Annotated in this window: 24 protein-coding genes; 13 read left to right on the top strand and 11 right to left on the bottom strand. The window is 63.2% G+C overall.

Translation table 11 applies throughout. The annotated features are described in order from the left end of the window. Positions 1-2: 2 nt before the first annotated feature. The gene (locus tag K3758_RS17150) at positions 3-803 is read right to left on the bottom strand and encodes an HpcH/HpaI aldolase/citrate lyase family protein (RefSeq protein WP_259950463.1); all 801 of its coding nucleotides are present in this window, start codon (positions 801-803) and stop codon (positions 3-5) included. Between the two features lie 117 nt (positions 804-920). On the opposite strand from K3758_RS17150, the gene araD reads away from it, so the two are divergent. Genes araD through K3758_RS17135 form a run of 3 tightly spaced genes read left to right on the top strand, consistent with a single transcriptional unit; the run spans position 921 to position 4,293 of the window. Beyond that, positions 921-2,663 carry an L-arabinonate dehydratase gene (gene araD / locus K3758_RS17145; RefSeq protein ID WP_259950461.1) on the top strand — a complete coding sequence of 581 codons (1,743 nt, stop codon included), beginning with the start codon at positions 921-923 and terminating at the stop codon, positions 2,661-2,663. Between the two features lie 11 nt (positions 2,664-2,674). Further along, positions 2,675-3,586 carry a dihydrodipicolinate synthase family protein gene (locus K3758_RS17140; protein WP_259950460.1) on the top strand — a complete coding sequence of 304 codons (912 nt, stop codon included), beginning with the start codon at positions 2,675-2,677 and terminating at the stop codon, positions 3,584-3,586. Further along, on the top strand, positions 3,583-4,293 hold the full coding sequence (locus K3758_RS17135; RefSeq protein ID WP_259950458.1) for a ribonuclease activity regulator RraA: 711 nt from the start codon (positions 3,583-3,585) through the stop codon (positions 4,291-4,293). The genes K3758_RS17140 and K3758_RS17135 overlap by 4 nt, the downstream gene beginning before the upstream one ends. A 1-nt stretch (position 4,294) precedes the next feature. Here the strand turns inward: K3758_RS17135 and K3758_RS17130 are convergent, their stop codons facing one another. Beyond that, a complete protein-coding gene (locus K3758_RS17130; protein ID WP_259950457.1) occupies positions 4,295-5,071 on the bottom strand; it encodes a GntR family transcriptional regulator in 777 nt (258 codons plus the stop codon). A gap of 90 nt (positions 5,072-5,161) precedes the next feature. Here K3758_RS17130 and K3758_RS17125 point away from each other — a divergent pair, with 90 nt between their 5' ends. From K3758_RS17125 to K3758_RS17110, 4 genes are all read left to right on the top strand, one after another. Then, a complete protein-coding gene (locus K3758_RS17125; protein ID WP_259950455.1) occupies positions 5,162-6,709 on the top strand; it encodes a UxaA family hydrolase in 1,548 nt (515 codons plus the stop codon). A gap of 24 nt (positions 6,710-6,733) precedes the next feature. Further along, the gene (locus K3758_RS17120) at positions 6,734-8,047 is read left to right on the top strand and encodes a nickel-dependent lactate racemase (protein WP_259950452.1); all 1,314 of its coding nucleotides are present in this window, start codon (positions 6,734-6,736) and stop codon (positions 8,045-8,047) included. After that, positions 8,047-9,228: a LarC family nickel insertion protein gene (locus K3758_RS17115; RefSeq protein WP_259950451.1), complete on the top strand. Its 1,182-nt coding sequence runs from the start codon at positions 8,047-8,049 to the stop codon at positions 9,226-9,228. The genes K3758_RS17120 and K3758_RS17115 overlap by 1 nt, the downstream gene beginning before the upstream one ends. Positions 9,229-9,306: 78 nt before the next feature. Continuing rightward, a complete protein-coding gene (locus K3758_RS17110) occupies positions 9,307-10,215 on the top strand; it encodes a LysR family transcriptional regulator (RefSeq protein ID WP_259950449.1) in 909 nt (302 codons plus the stop codon). Here the strand turns inward: K3758_RS17110 and K3758_RS17105 are convergent, their stop codons facing one another. Next, positions 10,216-10,941 (bottom strand): SDR family NAD(P)-dependent oxidoreductase, encoded by a 726-nt coding sequence (locus K3758_RS17105; RefSeq protein WP_259950448.1) that lies wholly within the window; start codon positions 10,939-10,941, stop codon positions 10,216-10,218. It abuts the gene before it with no gap. Positions 10,942-11,026: 85 nt separating this feature from the next. On the opposite strand from K3758_RS17105, the gene K3758_RS17100 reads away from it, so the two are divergent. From K3758_RS17100 to K3758_RS17090, 3 genes are read left to right on the top strand one after another with little or no spacing between them, the layout of a single operon-like run. Continuing rightward, complete coding sequence (locus tag K3758_RS17100; RefSeq protein WP_259950447.1) at positions 11,027-11,890, top strand: 3-hydroxyacyl-CoA dehydrogenase NAD-binding domain-containing protein; 864 nt, start codon at positions 11,027-11,029, stop codon at positions 11,888-11,890. Between the two features lie 27 nt (positions 11,891-11,917). Beyond that, the gene (locus tag K3758_RS17095; protein ID WP_259950446.1) at positions 11,918-12,745 is read left to right on the top strand and encodes a 3-keto-5-aminohexanoate cleavage protein; all 828 of its coding nucleotides are present in this window, start codon (positions 11,918-11,920) and stop codon (positions 12,743-12,745) included. Positions 12,746-12,783: 38 nt separating this feature from the next. Then, the gene (locus K3758_RS17090; RefSeq protein ID WP_067627520.1) at positions 12,784-12,942 is read left to right on the top strand and encodes a peptidase M23; all 159 of its coding nucleotides are present in this window, start codon (positions 12,784-12,786) and stop codon (positions 12,940-12,942) included. 23 nt (positions 12,943-12,965) lie between these two features. On the opposite strand, the gene K3758_RS17085 is transcribed toward K3758_RS17090, so the two are convergent. Both K3758_RS17085 and K3758_RS17080 read right to left on the bottom strand, forming a co-directional pair. After that, the gene (locus K3758_RS17085; protein WP_067941094.1) at positions 12,966-13,544 is read right to left on the bottom strand and encodes a DUF1190 domain-containing protein; all 579 of its coding nucleotides are present in this window, start codon (positions 13,542-13,544) and stop codon (positions 12,966-12,968) included. A gap of 39 nt (positions 13,545-13,583) precedes the next feature. Further along, positions 13,584-14,810: a glutathionylspermidine synthase family protein gene (locus tag K3758_RS17080; protein WP_259950445.1), complete on the bottom strand. Its 1,227-nt coding sequence runs from the start codon at positions 14,808-14,810 to the stop codon at positions 13,584-13,586. Positions 14,811-15,068: 258 nt separating this feature from the next. On the opposite strand from K3758_RS17080, the gene K3758_RS17075 reads away from it, so the two are divergent. Genes K3758_RS17075 through K3758_RS17065 form a run of 3 tightly spaced genes read left to right on the top strand, consistent with a single transcriptional unit; the run spans position 15,069 to position 18,744 of the window. Next, complete coding sequence (locus K3758_RS17075; protein WP_132445535.1) at positions 15,069-15,575, top strand: 2Fe-2S iron-sulfur cluster-binding protein; 507 nt, start codon at positions 15,069-15,071, stop codon at positions 15,573-15,575. Beyond that, a complete protein-coding gene (locus K3758_RS17070; RefSeq protein ID WP_259950444.1) occupies positions 15,572-16,558 on the top strand; it encodes a xanthine dehydrogenase family protein subunit M in 987 nt (328 codons plus the stop codon). Before K3758_RS17075 ends, K3758_RS17070 begins: the two co-directional genes overlap by 4 nt. After that, entirely contained in the window at positions 16,555-18,744 is a 2,190-nt protein-coding gene (locus K3758_RS17065; RefSeq protein WP_259950443.1) for a xanthine dehydrogenase family protein molybdopterin-binding subunit, read from the top strand. The genes K3758_RS17070 and K3758_RS17065 overlap by 4 nt, the downstream gene beginning before the upstream one ends. Positions 18,745-18,803: 59 nt before the next feature. Here the strand turns inward: K3758_RS17065 and xylB are convergent, their stop codons facing one another. The 6 genes from xylB to K3758_RS17035 form a co-directional block, all read right to left on the bottom strand. Next, a complete protein-coding gene (gene xylB / locus K3758_RS17060) occupies positions 18,804-20,249 on the bottom strand; it encodes a xylulokinase (RefSeq protein WP_259950442.1) in 1,446 nt (481 codons plus the stop codon). A 62-nt stretch (positions 20,250-20,311) separates the two neighbouring features. Continuing rightward, positions 20,312-21,259: an ABC transporter substrate-binding protein gene (locus tag K3758_RS17055; protein ID WP_259950440.1), complete on the bottom strand. Its 948-nt coding sequence runs from the start codon at positions 21,257-21,259 to the stop codon at positions 20,312-20,314. Between the two features lie 33 nt (positions 21,260-21,292). Next, positions 21,293-22,291, bottom strand: a complete 999-nt coding sequence (locus K3758_RS17050) for an ABC transporter permease (protein ID WP_259950438.1) — start codon at positions 22,289-22,291, stop codon at positions 21,293-21,295. 11 nt (positions 22,292-22,302) lie between these two features. Continuing rightward, complete coding sequence (locus K3758_RS17045) at positions 22,303-23,820, bottom strand: sugar ABC transporter ATP-binding protein (protein WP_259950437.1); 1,518 nt, start codon at positions 23,818-23,820, stop codon at positions 22,303-22,305. After that, positions 23,817-24,953: a Gfo/Idh/MocA family protein gene (locus K3758_RS17040; RefSeq protein ID WP_259950435.1), complete on the bottom strand. Its 1,137-nt coding sequence runs from the start codon at positions 24,951-24,953 to the stop codon at positions 23,817-23,819. The genes K3758_RS17045 and K3758_RS17040 overlap by 4 nt, the downstream gene beginning before the upstream one ends. Next, positions 24,953-26,008, bottom strand: coding sequence for a sugar phosphate isomerase/epimerase (locus tag K3758_RS17035; protein WP_259950433.1), 1,056 nt, complete (start codon positions 26,006-26,008; stop codon positions 24,953-24,955). Before K3758_RS17035 ends, K3758_RS17040 begins: the two co-directional genes overlap by 1 nt. Positions 26,009-26,024: the final 16 nt, after the last annotated feature.

Genomic DNA, 26,024 nt, shown 5'->3' with positions numbered 1-26,024 from the left:
GATCAATCCTTGTCGGTTTGCTGTGTCAAAGTGGGGGAGGGCTGCGCCATGGTTTGCACCAGCGCGTCCATCTGCCGCGTGAGCAGCAAAGCGTCGCCCGCGATGGCGACGAATTCGATACCGTTGTCAAAGTAGCGGCGCGCCAGATCGGCGCCGTAGCCAAGGATGCCCGCAGGCAGCCCGGCGGCGTGAATGGCGTCGACCGCTTCGCGGATCTTGTCTTGGACATCGGGGTGCATGGGGTTGCCGGTATGGCCCATCGCCGACGACAAATCGCCCGGCCCGATAAAGATCGCGTCCACACCGGCCACGGCGGCGATGGCGGGAATTTGGTCGACCGTTTCGGGGGTCTCGACCTGCACGATGACGCATTGCGCGTCTGTATATGTGGTCAGGTAATCCGTCTGCCGCGCGTAGTTATTGGCGCGAATCGTAGCCGAGATGCCGCGCAGCCCTTCGGGAGGGTAGCGGGTCCATGACACGGCGCGGCGGGCGTCTTCGGCGTTTTGGATCATCGGGAACATCAGATTTTGCACGCCGATATCCAGCAGCCGCTTGGTCATCGTCTGGTCGGATGAGGGCATCCGCACCACCATCTGCGCATCGGGATTGGCACTGCCTGCGGCGCGCAGGTGGTCGGTGATTTGGCTCAGATCATTCGGCGCGTGCTCCATGTCGAGCAAGAGCCAATCGATCCCGCTGCCCGCAGCAATTTCCGTCACCGTGGGTGAGCAGAGCGAGAGCCAGAACCCAGACAGGCGGCTGCCGGGCCGGAGCGTTCGTTTCAGTGATTTTCCCGACATTTTCGCAACGCGCCCCTCAAATGGTATCGACAATTGGGGTGATACGGTAATATATCAGTTTGAGCAAGATGTGTTTTCCACCCGTTTTGCGATGATGTTTTAGCTGACGAGGATTCCATGACCGAGACCAAGAAAACCGCCGATCAGCTGCGTAGCGCGCGCTGGTTTGCCCCCGACGATCTGCGCAGCTTTGGGCATCGGTCGCGCATGATGCAGATGGGTCTGGGCCCCGAGGATTGGGAAGGCCGCCCGGTGATCGGCATCCTGAACACTTGGTCCGAGATGAACCCCTGCCACCTCCATTTCCGCGACCGCGCGGAGGACGTGAAGAAGGGAATCGCGCAGGCCGGGGGGCTGGGGTTGGAGATCCCGACGATCTCGATCGACGAGAGTTTCACCAAGCCGACTTCGATGCTCTACCGCAATATGATCGCGATGGAGACCGAAGAGACGATCCGCTCGCACCCGCTTGACGGTGTGGTGCTCATGGGCGGCTGTGACAAATCCACGCCAGGGCTGACCATGGGCGCGATCAGCGCAGGCGTGCCGTTTATCTTCCTGCCCGCGGGGCCGATGCTGCGCGGGAATTACGCAGGCAGGGCGCTCGGCTCAGGCTCGGACGCATGGAAGTTCTGGGATGAGCGCCGCGCGGGCACGATCTCGGCCGAGGAGTGGGTCGGTGTCGAGGGCGGCATTGCGCGGTCTTATGGGCATTGCATGACCATGGGCACGGCCTCCACCATGACGGCGATTGCCGAAGCGATGGGGCTGACCTTGCCGGGGGCCACCTCGATCCCTGCCGCTGACGCGGGCCACAAACGGATGAGCGCCTCTTGCGGGCGGCGGATCGTCGATATGGTTTGGGAAGACCTGACGCCGGACAAGATCATCACCCCCGCCGCTGTGCAAAACGCGGCGACGGTGGCGATGGCGACGGGCTGTTCGACCAATGCGGTGGTGCATCTGTTGGCCATGGCGCGTCGCGCGGGTGTGGCGCTGGAGTTGAACGATCTGGACGCTCTGGGCCGCACCACACCGCTTATTGCCAATATCCGACCCTTGGGCAGCAGCGAATACCTGATGGAGGATTTCTATTTCGCAGGCGGGTTGCGGGCGCTGATGGACCAGTTGGGCGATAAGCTTGACCGGTCGGCGATCACCTGCACCGGCAAACCCTTGGAGGAAGGGATCGCGGGCGCGCCTGTCTATAATGACGACGTGATCCGGCCCCTGTCGAACCCGGTCTATAAGGAAGGCTCGCTCGCCGTGCTTAAGGGCAACCTTTGCCCCAATGGCGCGGTGATCAAACCGGCGGCCTGCGATCCGAAGTTCCACCACCACGAAGGCCCGGCGTTGGTCTTTGACAGCTACCCCGAGATGAAGGCCGCCATCGACGACGAGAACCTCGACGTGACGCCGGACCATGTGCTGGTGCTGCGCAACGCGGGGCCGCAGGGCGGGCCGGGGATGCCGGAATGGGGCATGTTGCCGATGCCGAAGGCGCTGCTGAAACAGGGCCACCGCGACATGCTGCGGATCTCGGATGCGCGGATGTCGGGCACGTCTTACGGGGCTTGCATCCTGCATGTCGCGCCTGAATCCTTTGTCGGTGGGCCGCTCGCGCTGCTGAAAACGGGCGACATCGTGCGGATGGATCTAGAGGCCCGTACCCTCGACATGCTGGTGGACGAGGATGAACTCGCCGCCCGCCGCGCCGCTTGGAAAGCCCCTGAGCCGCGGTTCGAGCGGGGTTGGGGTTATATGTTCCAGCGCCATGTGGGGCAGGCCGATCAGGGCTGCGACTTTGACTACCTCACCGCGGCCTTTGGCCAAGCGGCGGGTGAGCCGGATATTTTCTGAGGGGTATGTTGATGACACAAGATCTATCAAAAGCGCTTACCGGCATCTCGGGCATCCTTGTAACGCCCTATGACGATGCTGGAGAGATCGCGCCGCGCAAGCTGGCGACGATCATTGACCGCGCGCTTGCCGCCGGGGTGCATATCCCGGTCGTGAACGGCAATACCGGCGAATATTACGCGCTGACCAATGATGAGGCCTGCACCATGGTCCGCGAGGTTGCGCAGATGGTCGACGGGCGCGCGCCCTTGCTGGCAGGCGTGGGGCGCGGCATTCGCGATGCTTGTGCGCTGGCCAAGGCGAGCGCCGAGGCGGGCGCGGATGCGCTGATGATCCACCAACCGCCTGATCCCTTTGTCTCCCCCCGCGGCACGGTCGATTATGTGCGCGCGGTGCGCGATGCCTCGGGCGGGCTGCCGGTGATGCTGTACCTGCGCAACGATGCGATGGGGCCCGAGGGCATCGCGCGGCTTTGCGAGGTCGAGGGGGTGAAGGGGGTCAAATGGGCCACGCCGAACCCCTTGAACCTTGCCTGCGCGATTGAGGCGGCGCCGGATGATATCGTCTGGGTTGGCGGGTTGGCCGAGGTTTGGGCGCCGCCGCTTTATGCCGTGGGGGCGCGGGGGTTTACCTCGGGGCTTATCAACGTCTGGCCCGAGCGGTCTGTCGCCATTCACGCGGCACTCGACGCGGGCGACTATGAGGAAGCGAACCGCTTGATCGCAGGGATGCGCGCCTTTGAGAACATCCGCGCCGAAGAGCAGAACGGCACCAATGTCACCGGCGTCAAAGCAGCGCTGATGGCCATCGGACAGGATTGCGGCGCCACGCGCCCGCCCTCCGCTTGGCCCCTGACGGAGAAGCAGCAGGCCGTGCTGGATCAATTCGTGAAAGACAATCAACTGAAAGGAGAGGCGGCATGACCCCCGAACTACGCGAGAAACTCCAAGCGGTCTCGGTCGCGACATTGGCCACGGCGCTGTACAAGCGCGGGCTGCGCAATCAGGTGGTGCAGGGGGTCGGCCCGGTGGCCGCCAAGAGGCGCAACATGGTCGGCCCGGCGTTCACACTGCGCTATATGCCCGCCCGCGAAGACCGCAATCAGCTGGTCGAGTTTCGCAATCCCGAGCACCCGCAGCGCGTCGCGATTGAGACCTGCCCCGAGGGTCATGTGCTGGTGATGGACAGCCGTAAGGATGCGCGGGCGGCCAGTGCCGGTGACATTCTGATCACCCGGCTGATGATGCGCGGTGCGGCGGGCGTGGTGACAGATGGTGGGCTGCGCGATGCGGCGAGCATTGGTGCGCTGGAGATGCCCGCCTACCACGCGCGGCCCTCAAGCCCCACGAACCTGACCCTGCATGAGGCGATTGAGATCAACTGCCCCGTCGGCTGCGGCGATGCGCCGGTCTTTCCCGGTGATATCGTGGTGGGCGACGACGACTGCGTGATCATCATCCCGGCAAATATCGCCGAAGAGGTGGCGGATGAGGCCGTCGAGATGACCGCCTATGAGGATTTCGTCGTGGAAGAAGTCAAAGGCGGCGCGGGGATCATCGGGCTTTATCCGGGCACCAAGCAGGAAAACCTCGATAAATTCGCGGAATGGCGCAAGGCCAACAACCGCTGAGTCAGGGCTTTTCCGGGGTGAAATACTCCGGGAAAGCCGCCCGTTTCTCGGTCATCCGGTCGACCGTGCGTTGCAGGTGCTGGCGCAGCGCCTCCATCGCGGCAGGGGCATCGCCCGCTTCGATGCCGTCAAGAATGCGGCTGTGGCCCCCGATCACGTCCTTGTTGTTAAGGATGCGCCCGGCCTCGTCGATGTCATCCAGATGCAGGCGGCGCAGACGTTCCAGATGGCCCGCGTGGCTGCGCATGATGCGTTGGCTTTGCACATGGCCCGCCGCCACGAAGAGGGTCTGGTGGAATACTTCGTCAAGCTCTTGAAAGGTCGGCACATCGCCGGGTTGATCCGAGATGCTGCTTTGCAGGGCGACGATGCTGCGCAGACGGGTCAGGGCTTCGGGCGCGATCTCGGCCGCCAAGCGGCGCACAACTTCCGTCTCAAGCGCGATGCGCATGAACTGCGCTTCGCGGATCGCGGACATGTCGATTGGCGTCACCAAAGTGCGCGACTGCGGGTAGATCTTGACCAGACCCTCTTTGGCGAGTTGTTGCAGCGCGTCGCGCAGGGGGGTCAGGCTGACCCCATGAGTCTCGGCCAATTCCGCACGCAAAAGCGGGGTGCCGGGCGGCAGGTCGAGCCGGACAATTTGATCGCGCAGCGTGGCATAGACCCCGCGCCCGGTGGGGCCGCCCTCAAACAGACCTAAGTCAGCCCCGCCGCCCAAAATGCTTTTGGCGAGGGTCTGCGCGCTCTGTGCTGATGGTTTGCTCGATGAGGTCATGTGGGCTCTTCCATAGCTATTCAATCTAATATATCAGTTAATGAAATCTTACCGAAGCGGTTTTTTTCGACACCCTGGGGGGAGCATCCGATGGACAGCCAGACCATGCAAGAGGACAGACGCGCAAAGGTGATGCTGCTGTCGCCGACGGATAACGTGGTCGTGGCGACCTCGGCGGTGCCCCGTGGCGCGGTATTGCCGCAAGACGGGCTGCGTGCCAACCACGATACGCCCCAAGGGCACAAGATCGCGATCCGCCCGATCCAGCAGGGCGCGCCGATCCTGAAATTCGACACGGTGATCGGCTACGCGGCAGAGGATATCGCCGCAGGCGATTGGCTGCACAGCCACAACATCAAATTCGACGCGGTCGACAAAGACTATGCCTTTGCCCGCGACTATACCCCGACCGACCTGTTGCCGCCCGAAGAACGCGCGCAGTTCATGGGCATCCGCCGCGCGAATGGCCGCGTTGGCACCCGGAACTACATCGGGCTTTTCGTAACCGTGAATTGCTCCGCCACCGTGGCGCGCAAGGTTGCCAACTACTTCGACGAAGAGCGGATGGAGGCGTGGGAGAACGTCGACGGGGTGATCCCCTTCATCCACGAATCCGGCTGCGGGATGGAGCTGACAGGCGAGCCGATGGACCTGCTACGGCGCACGCTCTCGGGCTATATCCGCCACCCCAATCTGGCCGGGGCCGTGGTCCTGTCGCTGGGTTGTGAGCGCAACAATTTGGCGCAGTTCTTTGAGGAGGAAGGACTGGCCGAGGGCAAGATGCTGCGCACCATCACCATGCAGCACGTCGGTGGCACCGCCCGCGCGATTGCCGACGGCAAGGACGCCGTGCGCGAGATGTTGGATCAAGCTAATGCGGTGCAGCGCGAGCCTTGCTCGGCGGAACATATCACCATCGGGATGCAATGCGGCGGGTCGGACGGGCTTTCGGGTCTGTCGGCCAACCCAGGTCTGGGGGCTGCGGCGGATATCCTCGTGCGCCACGGCGGCACGGCGATCCTGTCGGAAACGCCCGAGATCTTCGGCGTCGAACACCTCCTGACCCGCCGCGCCCGCAGCGAAGAGGTGGGCCGCGAACTGGTCGAACGCATGGACTGGTGGCTGGAGCATACCAAGGGCCGCGACACGCAGATCAACGGCGTCGTCAGCCCCGGAAATCAGGCGGGCGGTCTGGCGAATGTGTTGGAAAAATCCCTCGGTGGGGCCAAGAAAAGCGGCAGCACGGGGCTGATGGAGGTTTACCGCTATGCCGAACCTGTGACGCAAAAGGGGCTGGTCTTCATGGATACGCCCGGCTTCGATCCCGTCTCGGCCACCGGGCAGATCGCGGGGGGTGCGAACCTGATCTGCTTTACCACCGGGCGCGGGTCCTGCTTTGGCTCCTACCCCTCGCCGACGATCAAACTCGCCTCTAACACGCCGATGTTCACCAAGATGCAGGACGATATGGACATCAACTGCGGCACGGTCATCGACGGCGAGCAAAGCCTAGAGGAATTGGGCCAAGCGATCTTCGAGCGCATCCTCGCTATCGCCTCCGGGGAGCAGAGCAAATCCGAAGCGCTTGGCGTGGGCGAAGAGGAATTCGCGCCTTGGCCGATTGGGGTCACGGGGTAACAGATGTCGAAGGGGAGAGCGCAGATGAAACCAAACTATGTGAAACTGGTCGAGGATACGCCGCTGCCGCGCATGGCGCTTTGCCGTCAGACCTTTGCCGCGACCCGGATCGACGCCCCGCGCGCTGCCGTGGCGGAGGCGATGCAGGCCGGTTGCGCGGACAAGATCAAGCCGGGCATGTCCATCGCAATCACTGCAGGCAGCCGCGGGCTGGCGAACCTGCCGGAACTACTGGCTGCCATCGTGGCCGAAGTCCGCGCGCGGGGGGCGCATCCTTTTGTCGTGCCCGCGATGGGCAGCCATGGAGGGGCCACGGCAGAGGGGCAAACCGCGTTGCTGGCGAAACTGGGCGTGACCGAAGAGAGCCTCGGTTGCGAAATCCGCTCTTCGATGGAAACCGATGAGATCGGTGTGCTCGACAACGGCATGTCGGTGCGGATGGACCGCCACGCCAATGCCGCCGATGGGATCATCCTGTTCAACCGGATCAAGCCGCATACTTCCTTCCGCGCGCCGAACGAAAGCGGGCTGGCCAAGATGCTCTCCATCGGGTTGGGCAAGCAATCGGGGGCCGAGACTTGCCATTCGCGGGGCATCGATAACGTCGGCATCTTCGTCGCCAAAATGGCCCGGATGAAGCTGGAGCGTTGCAAGGTGCTTTTTGGCATTGGCACGATCGAGAACGCCTACGACGAACTCTCGGAAGTGGTCGCCCTCGACAGTGACGGGATGCTGGAGGCCGAAGCACCCTATCTGCAAGAGGCGATGCGCAACATGCCCCGCCTGCCGCTGGGGCCGCTGGACGCACCATCGGCCTCGGGCGATCTGGATGTACTGGTGGTCGATGAAATCGGCAAAGAATTTTCCGGCACCGGGATGGATCCGAATATCACCCATCGGTTCTCCAGCGAGAAGATGCAGGTCCATCTGCATATCTCGCGACTGGTGGCGCTTGGGTTGTCGCCGCGCAGCAACGGCAACGGCAATGGCGCGGCGCGCGCAGATGTGATTACGCAGCGGTTGGAGCAGGATTTCGACCGAGAGGCGGTCTATGCCAATGCCATCACCTCTCAGGTGTTGAAACAATCGAAGATCCCCATGGTCATGCCCTGCGACCGCACGGCGATCCAGACAGCGGTCAAGACCTGCGGGGCCGAGGATATCACCAAGGTCCGGCTGCTGCGCATCCCGAATACGCTGAAGCTTGAGTATCTCTATGCCTCCGAGGCGATGCTGCCGGAACTCCGCGACCGTCCGGGGCTAGAGGTGGTCGGTGACCTGCAAGAGATGCAGTTTGACGACGGCCTGCTGCGCAACCCTTGGCCGGAGGGGCATTGATGCTGGGGCAAGGGCTTCATCTGCACCTCGACCCCGTAGGCGGGGCGGCGGGTGATATGTTCATCGCGGCGATGCTGCATGCCTTTCCCGATCTGGCCGAGCGCGCCTTGGCCGATGTCGCCGCCGTGCTCCCCGCCGAAGTGGGCCATGCGGAACTGAGCGAACATGTGGCTTCGGGCATCACCGCGCGGCGGTTCGAATTGGTGCTGGCCGCACCCGATGCAGCCAGGCGCCACGGGGCCGAGACGACCTACCGCGCGATGCGCGAACTTTTGGAAAACGCGCCGCTGTCCGAGGGCACGGCTCAGGCCGCCTGCGCGATCCTTCACCGGATTGCCGAGGCCGAAGCACAGGTGCACGACATCCCCATCGACCGGGTGCATTTTCACGAGATCGCGGATTGGGACGCGCTGATGGACGTGACCGCTGCAGGCAGCATCTGCGCCGCGCTGTCGGGGGCGACCGTCTCGCTCGCCCCACTGCCCCTCGGCGGCGGGCTGGTGGAAACGGCGCATGGCAAACTGCCCGTTCCCGCACCGGCGACCGCGCTGATCTTGCAGGGCTACGACTGGCATGACGATGGCGTTCCGGGCGAACGGGTTACCCCCACGGGTGCTGCGATCCTTGCGCATGTCACTGGCGGCAGCCCCACCGCCAACCGCCCACCGGGGCGGCTGCGCTGCACCGGGTCGGGCGCGGGAATGCGGGTGATGAAGGGCCTGCCGAATATCCTGCGGGTCAGCGTTTTTGACACCGCCTCGGCCGGTATCGCTCAAGACAGTCTGGTGCAATTCGCCTGCGATATCGACGACATGACGGGCGAAGAACTCGGCGCGGCGGTGGACCGCCTGCGGGCAATGGACGGCGTGGTCGATTTGCTGATGCTGAACGGGCAGGGCAAGAAATCCCGCCCGGTAACGCGCCTTGAGGTGTTGGTGCAGCCGCAGACTGCCGACCGGGTCGCGGCGCGGGTCTTTGATCTGACCTCAACGCTCGGCCTGCGCCGGACACGGGTGGAGCGTTTGATCCTCCCGCGGGAGCGTGATGACAGCGGGCCGCTCCGCCGCAAGCGTGCGCAGCGGCCAAGTGGGCAGGAAACCACCAAGGTCGAAAGCGATGATTTGGCCGATGCCGAGACCCTGCACGACCGCCGCAAACGCGCCCGCGCCGCCGAAGGCTAGGTGCCGCCGCCCGGTGATCTAACTTGCTTATCACCGGGCCGCGTGTGAAAATCCTCTGATGCCAGTTCAGAGGACCGCATGGAAAAGCAACTCAGCGCAACGCTGCGCCAATATGAGGTCTTTGTCGCCATCGCCGAAACGCTGCATTTTGGCCAAGCGGCGGCCAATCTTGGCGTGGCGCAGCCCGCACTGACGCAACAGTTAAAACACCTTGAGACCGTTTTTGGCGGCGCGCTGCTGTTTGACCGCAATCGCCGCCGGGTGATGCTGACCGACTTCGGCAAGGCGCTGTTGCCCGAAGCCCGCGCGCTGTTGCAACAAGCGCAGCGGGTCGAGGCGGTGGCCGAGGCCGCTCGGATCGGTCAGCGCGGGCGGATTGAACTGGCCTATGTCGGCTCGGCCTCTTACGCGGGCATTCTGGGGCGGCTTTTGCGAGAGTTGCGCGCGGGCGCTGCGGATGTGGACCTGATCCTGCGCGAGTTGGACATGGACCTGCAAATCGCCGAGATCGTGGCGGGCAGGCTCGATGCTGGGTTCGTGCGCCTGCCGCTCTCGGGCGTGCCTGAGACTTTGGTCACGCGCACCGTCCATACCGAGGATATTCTGCTGGCCGTGCCGCCCGACCACCGTCTTGCCGGGGTGCCTTCGGTTTCCATGGCAACGCTGCGCGAGGAGAGTTTCATATTCAGCCATCTCGGCCCTGATATGGGTTTCGCGGCCTGCGCCTATCAACTCTGTGCCGATGCTGGTTTCGCGCCCCGCGTGGCGCACCGTGCGCCGCAGTTTACTGCGATCGTGAATTTCGTCTCGGCGGGTCTGGGCGTGGCCTTTGTCCCCGCCTCTGCCGCGCGGATGAAGAATGCGGGCGTGGCCTTTCTGCCGATCCGCGATGCGAAGGTTCAAAGCCGGATCGGGCTGGCCTATCTGCGCGACCCAAGTAATCCGGTCCTGCGCAGGCTGCTTGACGCATTGGAGCCCGAGGGCTGATTACCCGACCGCCGTGCCCCCACAGACAAAGACCGTTTGCCCGGTGATGAAACCGCTGCGGGCATCGGCGAAAAAGGCCACCGCCTGCGCCACATCCTCGGGCGTGCCCATGCGGCCCATCGGCACCGCATCGACGATGGCGCGGGTTTCTGGCGCATCTTCGGGGTTGTTCTCCCAAAAGGCGGTCGTGGCAATGGGGCCGGGGGCGACGCAGTTCACGGTGATCCCGTCGCGCGCCAGTTCCAGCGCCCATGTGCGCGCCATCGACTGGATCGCGCCCTTGCTGGCGGAATAAAGCGTCCGGTCGATCTTGCCCTTTGTCACGCGGCTGGTGTTCATCACAATCCGCCCTCCCCCTGCCGCGCGCATGCCCGGCACCAGCAGTTTCGCCGCCAAGATGCTGGGGCGGAGGTTCAGGTGCATGATGCGGTCGAAGTCATCAAGCTCTACCGCGTCGAAGGGCGCGGGTTTCACGATGCCGACGTTATTGACCAGACAGGTGACTGGCCCCTCTTTGAGAATGTTTTGCAAGGTGGCGGTGGTTGCCTCGGGGTCTGACAGATCGACCTGCTGTGCATCCGCGCGCAGGGCAGGGTCCTCCGGTTCCGCGATATCGAGCACGAAGACCCGCCAGCCGTCCTCTCTCAGCCTGCGGGCAATACCAAGGCCGATGTTGCGCGCGCCGCCAGTGACGACCGCATGGCGCGGGGAGGGGTTTTGGGGCACGGGGGCCTCCTTTTCTCTATTCGCTGTTTACTTATCACCATCATCTAGTGATAAGTAAATGACTGACATCCGGGAGGGGGATAGCATGGCCAAACGCATCATCATCGTGGGGGCTGGCACGATGGGGCAATCCATCGGCAGGCTCTTTGGCCAGCATGGCTGGACGGTCCAGGCGGTCGACCCGACCGAGGCCGCGCGCAATGGGTTTTTGGCGACGGTGCCGGGGTCAAGCGCCACTGCCACGTTGGAGGACGCAGGGCAGGCGGATGTCGCGCTGGAATGCGTGCCGGAGAACCTTGCGCTGAAGCGGAAGGTACTGGCCGCCTTGGAGGGGGCGGTGCCAGAGGGGGCGCCGATCTTGTCGAACACCTCTGGCCTGACACTCGAAGAAATGTCGGCGGACATGGCCCGGCCAGAGCGCGCCGTCATCACGCATTTCTTCAACCCCGGCGATGTGATCCCTGCCGTCGAAGTGGTCGCGGCCAAGGATGCGCCCGAAGGGCTATGTGAAGAGGTCATGACCCTGCTGCGCGGGTTGGAGCGGCGGCCCGTGCGTTTGGACCACGCGCCGCCCGGTTTCGTGGCCAATCGCATCCAACATGCCATCATGCGCGAATGCCTGCATCTGGTGGATCAAGGTGTCGCCAGCCCGGCGGAGATCGATGAGATCGTTCAGTGGTCCGTCGGTGTCCGCATGGCGCTTTCCGGCCCGTTCCGGCAGCGCGATTTAAACGGGCTGGCCACACATCTGAGCATTGCCGAATACCTCTATCCCGATCTGTGTGACCGGCACGACCCGTCGCCGACCCTCGCCAACCTGGTGGGGCAGGGGCATTTGGGCAAACGCAGCGGCAAGGGGTTTTACGACTGGCCCGCGGGGGAGGATGCAAGGGCCGCGGAGGAGGCGCTGCGCCGTGTCATCGCCCTTGCCCGCGACAGCGCCGATTAACCGATTTTCAGACAGCCGAGGACACCCATGACCGATAATCCAGCCATCATCTGCGTGGCCATCACCGGATCGCTTCCCACCAAGGCCGACAACCCGGCGGTGCCGATCGACATCACCGAACAGATCGAAAGCACCCAGGCCGCGTTCGAGGCCGGGGCGACGATCTGCCATGCCCATGTCCGCACCGCCGATGGCACCCCCACGGCAGACCCCGACCGTTTCGCGCGGCTGCAAGAGGGGCTGCGGCAGCATTGCCCCGGCATGATCGTGCAATTCTCAACCGGAGGGCGCTCGGGCGCGGGGCGAAACCGGGGCGGGATGCTGCCGCTGCGGCCCGACATGGCCTCGCTTTCCGTGGGGTCGAACAACTTTCCCAACCGCGTTTATGAAAACCCGCCTGAGCTTGTCGACTGGCTGGCGGAAGAGATGATGACCTACAGCGTGCTGCCCGAGATCGAGGTCTTCGACCTGAGCCACATCCTACAGGCCAAGGCCATGGCCGAGGCGGGCAAGATCTCGGCGCGGCCCTATATCCAGTTCGTCATGGGGGTGAAAAACGCCATGCCTGCGGATCGAGAGGTCTTTGATTTCTATATCCAAACGGTCAAACGGCTTTTCGGCGACATCCCGTGGTGTGCGGCCGGGATCGGGCGGCATCAGGCCGAACTTAACGCATGGTGCGCCGCAGCAGGCGGGCATCTGCGTACCGGGCTGGAGGATAATATTCGGATGGACAAACAGACCCTTGCGCCCTCCAATGCGGCCCTCGTCACCCGCGCGGCAGAGATCTGCGCCGATGCGGGTCGCCCTGTCGCCACGCCGCAGCAGGCGCGTGAGATTTTGGGGCTGGGTTGAGGCCACAAGGGCCAACGCAATAGATTAAGGATATTGAGATGAAGAGACTGACATTCGCCCTTACCACTTTCGCGGGCCCATTGGCGGCGCATGAGGGCGCGCATGTGCATCCCCATGGCCACGATCCCTTTTGGGCTGTGGCGGTGCTGGCGCTGGCGGTTGCGATCCTTGCGGCGGCGGTGATGCGCCGCAGGTAGGCGCGGGGCTGCCCTAGTGCCCGTCAGCCACCAAAACCGCGCGATCCACCCGAACGGCCAAAGCCGCCACGCGATGCGGCAGTGGCGCGGGTCATCGGGGTTTTGCCGATGGTGGTGCTGGGCCGGGTGAATTGCGACGTGCCAAGCTTGGCCGCGCCGCGATTGGTTGAATAGGTGCTGGAGCGTGCCGCATTGGTAAAGCGGCCATCCTTCGTTTTATACAGCGGCTGTGCCGCCGCCATCCCTGCGCGATTGCTCATCATATTGCCGATCAGGTAGCCCGCCAGCAGGGGCATGAAAATCCCGCCCGATCCACTTTGGGTTGCCGTCTGTTCCGAGCCGCAGGCGTCTGCGCCATGCTGTTCTTCGCAGACCTCTAGGCTGTCATAGCGCGGTGCGGATTCCACATGGAGGGTCTGGGCCGCGTCAAAGGCGGTTTCGCATTGTTGCTGGGTGTACATTCCGCCGCTTGAGGCATCCGCCAGACAGCTTTGCAAGTCGGGAAAGGCAGCGGCATCGACCTTTTCCTCCTCACATCCGGCGAGGGTAAAGGCGGCGGCACCGACGATGGCGATGGAAACCCGTTTCGAGCGTTTGGTCATGATGGTCGTCTTTCTGCCAAGGGGCGGCGGGGCATAGCGTTACGCGAGAATATAGTGCGGTTTGAAGCGGGACAAATCCTGCGTGATGCGCGAGCGGTCCTCGCGGATCCCGATGCCAGCGCAGGTCTCGCCCACGATCCAAGACCCGATAACGGGGCGGAAGCCGTCAAATTCGGGCAGGGGGGCATAGGCTTGAACGATGCGCGGATGTTCGGCGTAGTCTAAGTTTTTCGACTGTTCGATCACCTTGCCAGATTGGTGGATCGAGACCGACGCCCCCTCCCGCGAGAGAATCGGCTTGCGCACATGCGCTGCTGCCAGATCCGCGGCGGCACGGTCAAAGGCCTCGGCGCAGGCGGGGGCGGCGGGGCCGCGCCCGGCGAGCGCGTCTGCTACATCCGCCTCAAAAAACGCGGGCAGCAGATTGGGGTGGCCTTCGAACATCCGCCACAGGACGGGCAAGAGCCCCTTGTTGGACAAAAGCGCTTTCCACGCGGGTTCCAGAAACAGGCAGCCCGACCCGTCGATATGCGCGGCGTAGTCATCGCGCAGCAGGTCTTCCCAAGGGTAGAGCTTGAACAGCACCGCAATGCGGCGATCCTGATCGTCGAGGAACTGACCGTCCTCGCTGAGCGCGATCTTGTCGAGGTCGCAGTAATGCGCGCCAAGCCCCGCTTCGCGCGCGGCCCACCCCATGGCTTCGACGGTGCCGTAATCTTCGGGGTTGTCGGCGACAGCGGTGAAATGCAGGTCGCTGTCCGGCTCAAAAACAGCGGCAAAACGGGCAACCAGTGCTTCGTGGATGCCGTTGAACTGATCCGTGCCTTCGGGCAACACGCCCGCCTTCAACTGATCCTCAAGCCATTGCCATTGAAAGGCCGCGCTTTCGTAGAGCGAGGTTGGCGTGTCAGCGTTATACTCCAGCAGCTTGGCCGGGCGCGCGCCGTCATAGGCCAGATCGAAACGCCCGTAGATCTCAGGGTCGCCCCGCCGCCAGCTTTCGGCCACGAGGTCGCGATGCGCTTCTGGAATGGCAAGCTGCGCCATCAATTCTTCGCTGGTGATGATCTCTGCCACGGCCTCGCGGCACATGGCGTGCAACTCGGTCGAGGGGTCTTCGATGTCGTTCTCGATCTGCTCAAGCGACAGCGCATAGGCCGAGGTTTCGTCCCAGTAGGGCTCACCATGCATATCGGCAAAGGTAAAGCCGACCTCTTTGGCATGGGCGCGCCAATCGGGCCTTTCGGGCAATGTGGTCTTTTGCAACGGTTCGCTCCCCCCGGGTTTCGCCACCGCTTCTAATCGGCTTTGGCCCAAGCGGCCAGAGGGGGGACGGTTTAACGGGGCTATCGGCAGACGTCGCGCTTGTAATCATCATTATGTAATTAAAAGCCGCGAACCCCGAGGCTTCCGCTTCCGCCGCGCCCAACCGCTTGCCGCCCAACTTCGCCGCCCTACGTCCCGCAGCAGCCGATAGCCGGAGGGTTCTGCCCCTTCGCTCCCATTTAGCCAAAGGAATTTGCCGTGGAAACGAAATTGACCATTAATGGCACCGAGCAGCGGCTGGATCTTGATCCCCGCACAACGCTTTTAGATGCCCTGCGCCACCACCTTGGACTGACCGGCAGCAAGAAAGGCTGCGATCACGGGCAATGCGGCGCCTGCACGGTCATGGTGAACGGTCGCCGGATCAACGCCTGCCTGACGCTGGCCTGTATGCATGACGGTGATGAAGTCACCACGATCGAAGGCATCGGCCAGCCCGGCAACCTCAGCCCGCTGCAAGAGGCTTTTGTCAGCGAAGACGGGTTTCAGTGCGGCTATTGCACCCCCGGTCAGATCTGCTCGGCCACCGCAATGCTTGAGGAAATCTCAAACGGGTGGCCCAGCCATGTGACCGATGATCTGAGCGGCAAGGCCGACCTGACGCCCGAAGAAATCTCGGAACGGATGAGCGGCAACCTCTGCCGTTGCTCGGCCTATCCCAATATCGTCGAGGCGATCCGCAAAGCCGCGGGAGAAAACGCATGAGACCCTTTGACTATACCCGCGCCGAAAACACAGAAGCCGCAGCGCGCCAAGCGGCGGGCGGTGGCACTTTCATCGCCGGGGGCACCAACCTTTTGGACCTGATGAAACTAGAGGTCATGACCCCCGAGGCGCTGATCGACATCAACCGTCTGGACCTTGCCGAAATCGAAGAGACCGACGACGGCGGGCTACGCATTGGGGCTTTGGTGACCAACAGCGATCTGGCCAATGACGCCCGCGTGCGCGAAGGCTGGCCGGTGCTGAGCCGCGCGCTGCTGGCCGGGGCCAGCGGGCAGCTGCGCAACAAGGCGACGACGGGCGGCAATCTGCTGCAACGCACGCGGTGTCTGTATTTCTACGACCGCGCCATGCCCTGCAACAAACGTGAGCCGGGCACGGGCTGTTCGGCGAAAGACGGGTTTAACCGCATCCTCGCCGTGCTGGGCACCTCGGAGCATTGCATCGCCGCCCATCCCAGCGACATGGCCGTGGCCATGCGCGCCCTCGGGGCCGAGGTGGAAACGCTGAAAGAAGACGGCAGCACGCGCCGCCTGACGCTGGATGATCTCTATCTTCTGCCGGGAGACCGCCCCGATCAAGAGACCGTTCTTGAAGCGGGCGAGTTGATCACCGCTGTGGTCTTGCCCGCACCCGTCGAGGGTAAACAGACCTACCGTAAAGTGCGAGATCGGGCCTCTTATGCCTTCGCGCTCGTCTCTGTGGCCGGGATCGTCGAAGTGCAAGGCGGGCGGATCGCCCGCGCCGATCTGGCCTTTGGCGGGCTGGCACCGAAACCTTGGCGCAATGCTGAGGTTGAGAACCTGCTGACCGGTGAAGCGCCATCGCAAGACCTGTTCAACAAAGCCGCCGACCTGCTGCTGGCCGAGGCCAAAGGCCACGGCGCGAATGATTTCAAAATCCCCCTCGCCCGCCGCACGCTGGTGTCGGTGCTAGTCGAACTTACCGCGGAGGCCCAGCAATGACCGAGCAATTCAAGATGGACGCGCCCGCCACCGCACGCAGGCTTGATGATATGGCGCAGGGTCTTGTCGGTGCGCCGCTTGACCGCCCCGAGGGGCCGCTGAAAGTCACTGGCACGGCGACCTATGCCAACGAATGGCAGGTCGAGGGGATGGTGCATGGCGTGATGGTCCGCGCCCCCGGCAACAGTGGCCGCGTGGTTTTAGCCAACCGGGATGACGTGGCGAAGATGCCGGGCGTCTTGGCCGTGATCCAAGACGAACGCCTGCTGCGCAACCCCGCCCAAGGCACCGCGAACAAAGCCCCGATTCAGGGGCCGGAGCACGCCGCCTATCTTGGGCAGTTGATCGCGGTGGTGGTTGCCGAAGGCTTTGAACAGGCCCGCCATGCGGCGCAGTCGCTGAAGGTGGAACTTGAAAACGGCGAGGTCATGCCGGTCGATCCCGCAACGGCCGCGGTTGAACCGCAAGAGGCGAAAACGCTGGATCAGGGCGATCTGGATGGGGCGATGCAGGAGGCCGCGTTTTCGGTCGATGTGACCTATACCACCCCATCGCACTCCAGCTCCCCGATGGAGCCGCATGCCTCTATCGCGTCGTGGGACGGCGATGACCTGACCCTGCGCGGCAGCTATCAGATGTTGAAATACAACCGCAATGAGCTGTCGGACGCGCTTGGTATTCACCCCGACCGGCTGCGCATTCTGTCGCCCTATGTCGGCGGCGGCTTTGGCTCGAAACTCGGGATCGCCCCCGAGGCGGTCGCGGCGGCGATTGCGGCAAAAGAGGTGGGCCGCCCGGTTTCTGTCGCCCTGCAACGGCCGCAGGTCTATGAGGCGACGATGCGCAGGTCAGAGACCACGCAGCGTGTACGGCTTGCCGCCGATGCCGAGGGGAAGTTGACCGGTCTGGGCCATGACGCGCGTGTGTCCAACCTGCCCGGAGAGACCTTTGCCGAGCCGGTTTTGCAAGCCTCGCATTTCCTCTATGCCGGGGCGAACCGCAAGATGTCGATGGATCTGGCACGGGTGCACCGCCTCTGCGCAGGCTCTGTCCGCGCGCCGGGCGAAGCGGTGGGCGTCACCGTTTTCGAGGGCGCGATGGATGAGCTGGCCGACAAGATCGGCATGGACCCGGTCGAACTGCGCCGCCGCAACATCCCCGAAAAAGACCCCGAAAGCGGCAAAGACTTCTCTTCCCGTCGTTTCCGTGAGGCGCTTGACAGCGGGGCCGAGACCTTTGGCTGGGCCGACCGCCCCGGCATCAAAGAACGGCGCGAGGGGGAATGGCTGATCGGATACGGCATGGCCTCGGCGGCGCGGATCAACGTGCTGATGGAGAGCCAAGCCCGCGTGACGCTGATGCCCGATGGCCGCCTGCGGGTCGAGACGGACATGACCGATATCGGCACCGGCACCTATGCGATCTTGGGGCAAATCGCGGGCGATATGATGGGTCTGCCGCGCGATGCCGTGGATGTGGTCTTGGGCGATACCACCCTGCCTCCGGCCTCTGGCTCTGGCGGGTCTTGGGGCGCGTCGTCAAGCGGCACCTCTGTCTATCTGGCCTGTGAGGCGATCCGCAAACAATTGGCCGAGCGGCTGGAGGTGGACGAAAATGACCTGACGCTGAAAGATGGCATGGCCACTTTCGACAATCAGACCCGAAGCCTGAGCGAGATCCTGAACGGCGATGAGATCGCAAAGCTTGGCCATGTGCTGCCCGGCGACACTTCCGAGGCGGTGCGGCAGGCGACATTCGGTGCCTATTTCGCTGAAGTCGCGGTGCATGCCGCCTCGGGCGAGACGCGGGTGCGGCGGATGCACGGCACTTTCGCCGCAGGTCGGATCCTGAATGCCAAGACGGCGCGCTCGCAATGTCTGGGCGGGATGACCTTTGGCATCGGCATCGCGCTGACCGAGGAGTTGGCCTTTGACCCGCGCGACGGGCATGTGGCCAACCACAACTTGGCCGAATACCACATTCCGGTGAACGCCGACGTGCCGCAGCTGACCGTCGATCTGCTGGAGGAACGTGACGATTGGGCCAACCCGCTGCAGGCGAAAGGGATCGGTGAGTTGGGCATCTGCGGCGCGGCTGCGGCGATCACCAATGCGATCTACAACGCCACCGGGGTGCGGGTGCGCGACTATCCCGCCACCTTGGACAAGGTGATTGCGGGGATGTGATTGGCGACGGGGCGGCCCATTGGTCGCCCCTTGCTCTGTCTATCATTATGATCTGGCGGTCAGCGCGTCTGGCGCCCCGTCCACGCCTGTCTGTAGGCCGCGTAGCTTTGCTCATAGGCCCCTTCAAGCGCGGGGTTCGGGGCGATGCTTTTGCGGATCTTCGGGGGGTGTATCACCTCGGCCTGCGCCGCCTCCCCGCAGCCCAGCATCGCCAGCCGCGCCGCGCCAAGCGCCGCCCCCTGCGCACCGCTTTCCGGCACGTCGAGGGTCAGGCCGGTGATGTCGGCGATCATCTGCAACCATGTCTCTGACTGGCTGCCCCCGCCCGCCACGCAAACACGCTCTGGCAGGGAGCCACATTGCTCCAGTGCGCGACAGCAATCGGCAAAGGCAAATCCGACCCCCTCCATCACGGCCTGCACCATGTCGGGCAACCCATGCCCCCGGCGCAGCCCGTGAAAGGCACCGGTGGCGTCGGGCGCGTTATGCGGCGTGCGTTCGCCAGAAAGATAGGGCAGGAAAGTGATGGGAGAGGGTTCGGTCGCATCCCTAACCATGCCCGCCAAGGCTGCGGGACTTTGTCCCGTGATCTGCCCCAGCCACGCCAAAGCATCCGTCGCCGATAAGATCACGCCCATCTGATGCCATGTCTCGGGCACGGCGTGGCAGAAACTATGCACCGCGTTCTCGGTGTTGCTGGCGAAACGGTCGGTCACGGTGAAAAGCACGCCCGACGTGCCGAGTGACAAAAACCCCTGCTCCGGCTGCACCAGCCCCAGCCCGACGGCGGTGGCCGCGTTGTCGCCCGCGCCCCCCGCAACGGCGACGTTGCTGACGCCCCAATCGGCGGCAAGCGCGGCCCGCAGCCCACCCGCGCGCGCACTGCCCTCGACCAAGCGCGGCATGTGATCGCGCGAAAGGTCCGTCGCGGCGAGCAGTTCATCCGACCAATCGCGTTTGGCCACGTCGAGCCAGAGCGTACCCGCCGCGTCGGACATTTCCGAGACGTGTTCGCCCGTCAGCCAAAGGCCGACATAGTCCTTAGGCAACAGAACTTTGCGGACCTGTGCGAAAACCTCAGGTTCATGCTTTTGCACCCACCGCAACTTGGGCGCGGTGAAACCTGCCATGACGATATTGCCGCCTAGCCCGCGAAAATCGGCGCGCGCTTCCAACTCCGCGCATTCGGCGTGGGCGCGGCCATCGTTCCACAAGATTGCCGGGCGCAAGGGCCGGTCGTTCGCGTCAAGCAGCGTGGCCCCATGCATCTGGCCCGACACGGCAATGCCGCGCAGCGCTGCAAAGTGCACAGGGGCCGCCGTGCGGACCTGCGCAATCGCGGCCTCGCAGGCGGTGATCCATGATTGAGGGTCCTGCTCGCTCCACATCGGGTGCGGGCGCTGAACCTCCAACGGGGCATGACCCTCGGCCAAGGCCCTTTGGCCTTCGTCGATCAAAAGCGCTTTGACGCCCGAGGTGCCTAGGTCCAAGCCGAGATAGGTCATGCGATACTCATTACTTCACAAAGGGAGAAAGGCCACCGGCAGCCTGCCGGTGGCGCTGTTCATCAGAACGGGCTGTCAGGATAGTAGAAATCCATCGCGTTCTCTTGGGTCACCAGCACCGAGCCGATCACGAATGTGCCCGAAACCGGCGCGTTGGAGGTGAGGCCCACGGCGGTCAGCTCAATCGCTGTGGCGATCATCGACGGCGGGTAGGTGACGTTGGCCGGGATCATCGCGTCGCCATCGGCAGTGCGTTTGATCATCTCTTTCATACCAGCACCGCCGAGCACGAATTTTACATCGTTGCGCCCTGCGGCCTCAATCGCGGCCAGAACGCCAATCGCCATGTCATCATCCGAGGCCCAAACCGCGTCAATGTTGGGATACTTCGACAGGAAATCTTGCATGACGGTAAAGCTGTCGTCGCGGTTCCAGTTGCCATGCTCCATATCGAGCACGTTGATCCCGGCGCCTTCGATGGCTGTGTTGAAGCCCTCGACACGCTCGTTGTCGATGGTGGTCGGAATGCCGCGCAGCACGACGATGTCGCCGCCATCGGGCATTTGCTGGGCCATGAACTCACCCGAGACCTTGCCAAAGCCGCTGTTGTCGCCCGCGACATAGAGGTCTTGGATCCCTTCAACCGAGAGACCACGGTCGACCACCGTCACCCATGCACCACCATCTGCGACGGCTTGCACCGGCGGGGTCAGCGGATCGGATTCGAACGGCAGCACCACCAGCGCGTCGATGTTGCGTGTGGCGACCATGTCTTCGATGTCGTTCACCTGTTTGCCGGGGTCCGACGCGGTGGCGAGGACGAAGTCGAGATCGGAATAGACCTCTTCCAGACGTTCGACGGTTTCCTTGGCGTGGAAGTTCATGCCCCCCGCCCAACCGTGGGTCGCCGCCGGGATCGACACGCCGATGACTTTGGTGTCTTGGGCAAAGGCGGCGGTGCCGACAGCCGTGGCCAGCGCGGTGGCAATGAATGTTTTGGTAAATGTCATATTTGCTCCTCCCATGAAGCGTTCAACTACGGCTTAAAGCGCCGTCTTCCTTTCGCGCTGTAGGATCACAGCGAGAATGATGATAATCCCTTGGATCGCCCCATTAAGATATGGCGACACGAAATCGGTGAGGTTCAGAATATTGCCGATGAGGCTTAGGATCAGCACGCCGATGACGGTGCCCCAGACCCGGCCGAAACCGCCCTTCAATACCGTGCCGCCAATGATCACGGCGGCGATAGCTTCCAGCTCCCACAGCACCCCGGTCGAGGCCGAAGCCGAGCCGAGGCGCGGCACATACATGATCGTGGCGATGCCCACCAAGATGCCCAAAGCGGCATAAGAGATTAGCCGCGTGCGGTTGACGTTCACATTGGAATAATGCGCGACATGTTCGTTGGAACCCGTGGCGGCGCAGTGGCGGCCATAGACGGTGCGCGACATGATGATTTCGCCGATGATGACCACCAGTGCAAAGACGATGATCGGCCAGCTGATCCCGAGGATCCCGTCAAAGTAAACGGGCCGATAGAAACTGCGCAGGCCAAAATCGAGCGACAGGGTGCCGCCGTCGGCCAGCCACGTCACCAGCGAGCGGTAGATGCCCATGGAGCCAAGCGTGACGATGAAGGCCTCAATACCAAGCGCGGTAATCAAAAAGCCGTTCAACAACCCCGCCAGCAGCCCCGCGACGATGGCCGTGAACATCCCCAACAGGATGATCGGCACGCCAATCCCAAGGCTGGGCAGCGCCGCGTTCATCACCAAGATCATCAGCCCCGCAATAAAGGCCGCCATCGACCCGACAGAGAGGTCAAGCCCCCCGGCGGTGATGACAAAGGTCATGCCCACCGCGATGATCCCGATAAAGGCCGAGCGTGCGAGGACGTTGGTGATATTCGCCGCACTCAGGAAGTTTGAGTTCATCAGCGCGCCAATGACCAAAAGGACGATCAGCGCGATGATTGGCCCGAGGACGGACATCGACGGCATCCGGAAGCTTTTGGTGTGAGGTGTGGTTACATCTATCATCTTCGGTTTCCTTAGGCCGTCATCGGCATTTGTTCGGCGCGCAGCCCCATCGAGAGGCGCACAATCGCGTCTTCCGTGATCTCATTTGGCGCCAGCGTGCCGCTTACTTCGCCCAAACGCATGACCATCACACGGTCGGCAAGGCCGATAAGTTCGGGCATTTCAGAGGTGATCACGATGATCGCATGACCCTGATCGGCCAAGTTGCGCAAGAAGGCATAGATTTGTTGTTTTGTGCCAATGTCGATGCCGCGGGTCGGCTCATCGACGATCAGGATGCGCGGCTCAGAGAGCATGATCTTGGCCAGCAGCAGTTTCTGTTGGTTGCCGCCCGACATATTGCCGACCCGCACATCACGGCTGCCCGCGCGGATGTCGAACTCGCTGATCGCATGGGTCAGCGCCGTTTCCTCGGCGCCTCGGTCGATCAAGAAACCGCCGAATTTATGGAGGTTCTGCAGCGTCAGGTTTTCTCGCATGCCGCGTTCCAGCAGCAGCCCGCGCAGTTTGCGGTCTTCGGTAAGGTAGCAAAGCCCGGCCTGCTGCGCGTCGCTGGGGCGTTTGAATTGCACTGGCTGGCCGAAAAGCGTGACACGATCGGACGTCGCCGGGCGCAGCCCCGCCAGGCCTTCCATCACCTCAGTCCGGCCCGAGCCGATGAGCCCGCCCAGCCCCAAGATCTCGCCCTGTCGCAGCGAAAATGAGACGTCGCTGGCAAAGCCCGGCACGCTGAGGTTTTCGACCGACAGCACCTCTGGCGCGCCCGGTGCCACGCCGGGCTTCGCCGGATAGAGGTCAGACACATCGCGGCCCACCATTGCGGTGGCCATTTCGTCTTCGGTGATGTCCGCGCTTGGCCCCGAATGCACCACCGCCCCGTCGCGCATGATGGTCACATGGTCCGAGATCTCGGCAACCTCATCAAGTTTATGCGAGGTGAACAGAACTGCCGTGCCCGCCGCGCGCAGCGCCGCGACCTGTTTGAACAGCACATCGGTCTCGCGTTTGGTCAGCACCGCCGTCGGCTCATCCATGATCAGCACCCGCGCATCGCGCGACAGGGCTTTGGCGATTTCGACCATCTGTTTGTCGGAGTTCGACAGGCGCGACACCAGCGCATCCGGAGAAACGTTGCAGGCCACCCGATCAAGATAGTCGCGCGTGCGCCGCCGCATCTCGGCCTTGTCGAGCAGCGGCCCGCGTTTCAGCTCACGCCCCAGAAAGATGTTCTGCTCAACCGTCAACTGTTCGGCCAGATTGAACTCTTGATGGATCATCACGATCCCGGCCATCTCGCCTTCGTGCAGGCTGTTGAACCGCACCGGCGCGCCGTCGAGGTCGACATCGCCTTTAGAGGGCAGTTGATAGCCCGCCATAATCTTCATCGTGGTGGATTTGCCCGCCCCGTTCTCACCAATGAGCGCGTGAACGGTGCCCGGCTCCAGCGCGAGGGTCACGCCGTGCAGCACCTCGATCGAGCCGAAGCTTTTGCTCACATTGCGCAGGGCAAGAACGGGGCTATTGCTCATAGTTTTGTCCACGCCGCGTCATTGGTCGAAGAGGTCACGCAGGCGTTGATGAAGCGCATTCCGTCCATCCCCGCCGCGATGCCGGGCAGCACGCCCATGGCGCTCTCACGGCTCGCTCCGCCCTGCACCGCGCGGATCGCGTCGGCGGCTTCGTTATAGATTGTGGCGAACCCTTCGAGGTAGCCTTCCGGGTGGCCACCGGGAATGCGGCTCACCGACTGCGAGGCTTCCGACGCCCCTGCCCCGTTGCGGGTGATCAGGCGTTTGGGTTCGCCGAGCGGCGTAAACCAAAGGTAGTTGGGATCCTCCTGCGACCACTCCAGACCGCCTTTTTCCCCATACACCCGCAGCTTCAGAGCGTTTTCATTGCCGGGGGCGACTTGGCTTGACCACAGCATACCGCGCGCGCCGCCAGCAAAACGCAGCATCATATGCGCGTTGTCATCCAACTTGCGCCCTGCGCCCCAGCTTTGCAAATCAGCGGCGATGCTTTCGACCTGCAAGCCGCTTACAAAGCACGCAAGGTTATGTGCATGAGTGCCGATGTCCCCCACCGAGCCTCCCGCGCCAGAGCGCGCGGGATCGGTGCGCCATTCGGCTTGTTTGACGCCTTCGTTCTCCATCGGCGCGGTTAGCCAATCCTGCGGATACTCTGCCTGAACGATGCGAATATCGCCCAGATCGCCCGCTTCGATCATTGCTCGCGCTTGGCGGATCATCGGGTAGCCGGTGTAGTTATGGGTGAGGATGAAAAGCGCATCGGCATCAGCCACCGCCGCCTCCAGCGCCTCTGCATCCTCCAGTGTGGAGGTCAGCGGCTTGTCGCAGATCACATGTATGCCCTTGGCCAAAAACGCCTTGGCGGCGGCGGCGTGCACGTGGTTGGGCGTGACGATCGAGACAGCCTCGATCCCGTCTTCGCGGGCGGCTTCGGCCTCAGCCATTTCCTCAAAACTGCCGTAGGACCGTGGGATGCCCAAAGCCTCTGCACTGGCGGCGGATTTCTCGGGGGTCGAAGACAGCGCGCCTGCTACCAGATCAAACCGGTCGTCGATGCGCGAAGCGATGCGGTGCACGCCGCCGATAAAGGCGTCATTGCCGCCGCCCACCATGCCAAGTCGAATACGCGCCATCAGTCGATCCCCAGCATCTTGCGGTTTGCCGCCTCATCGGTGCCGCCATCGGCGAAGTCGTCAAAGGCCTTGTCCGTCACGCGGATGATGTGATCCTTGACGAACTGCGCCCCTTCGCGCGCGCCGTCTTCGGGGTGTTTCAGGCAGCATTCCCACTCCACCACGGCCCAACCATCGAAATCATTGGCGGCCATTTTGGAAAATACCGCGCCGAAATCAACCTGACCATCGCCCAGCGACCGGAACCGCCCGGCGCGGTCCGTCCAGCTTTGGTAGCCAGAATAGACCCCCTGACGACCCGTCGGATTGAACTCCGCATCCTTGACGTGGAACATCTTGATCCGGTCTTTGTAAATGTCGATGTTATCAATATAATCAAGGCATTGCAGCACGTAGTGGCTGGGATCATAGAGCATATTGGCCCGTGCGTGATTGCCGGTGCGCTCCAAGAACATCTCATAAGTGATGCCGTCGTGAAGGTCTTCGCCGGGGTGAATCTCATAGCAGACATCGACGCCGCAGTCCTCAGCGTGGTTGAGGATCGGCAGCCAACGCGCGGCCAGCTCATCAAAGGCCGTTTCGATCAACCCCGCAGGGCGCTGTGGCCATGGGTAGACATAGGGCCAAGCCAGCGCGCCCGAGAAGGTCGCATGTGCGCCGATGCCCATGTTCTTGGACGCCGAAAGCGCCATTTTGACCTGCTCGACCGCCCATTCCTGACGCGCCTTGGGATTGCCGCGCACTTCCTCTGCGGCGAAGCCGTCAAAGGCGGTGTCATAGGCCGGGTGCACCGCGACCAACTGGCCCTGAAGGTGGGTTGAAAGTTCGGTGACCTCTACGCCGTTCTCGACTGCCTTGCCCTTGAATGCGTCGCAGTAATCCTTGCTCGACGCCGCTTTGGCCAAGTCGATCAGCCGTGCGTCCCAGCTGGGCACCTGCACACCTTTGTACCCACAATCGGCAGCCCATTTGGTGATGCTGTCCCAAGAATTAAACGGCGCTTCGTCGCCTGCAAACTGCGCCAGAAACAGCGCTGGTCCCTTAATCGTTTTCATGGTGGTCCTCCCTCTC

Origin of the sequence: Sulfitobacter sp. W002 (assembly GCF_025142135.1) — a bacterium.
GTDB classification, from domain to species: Bacteria; Pseudomonadota; Alphaproteobacteria; order Rhodobacterales; family Rhodobacteraceae; genus Sulfitobacter; species Sulfitobacter profundi.
Note: the sequence above shows the minus strand (reverse complement) of the source record. Positions and strands in the feature narration are given on the sequence as shown.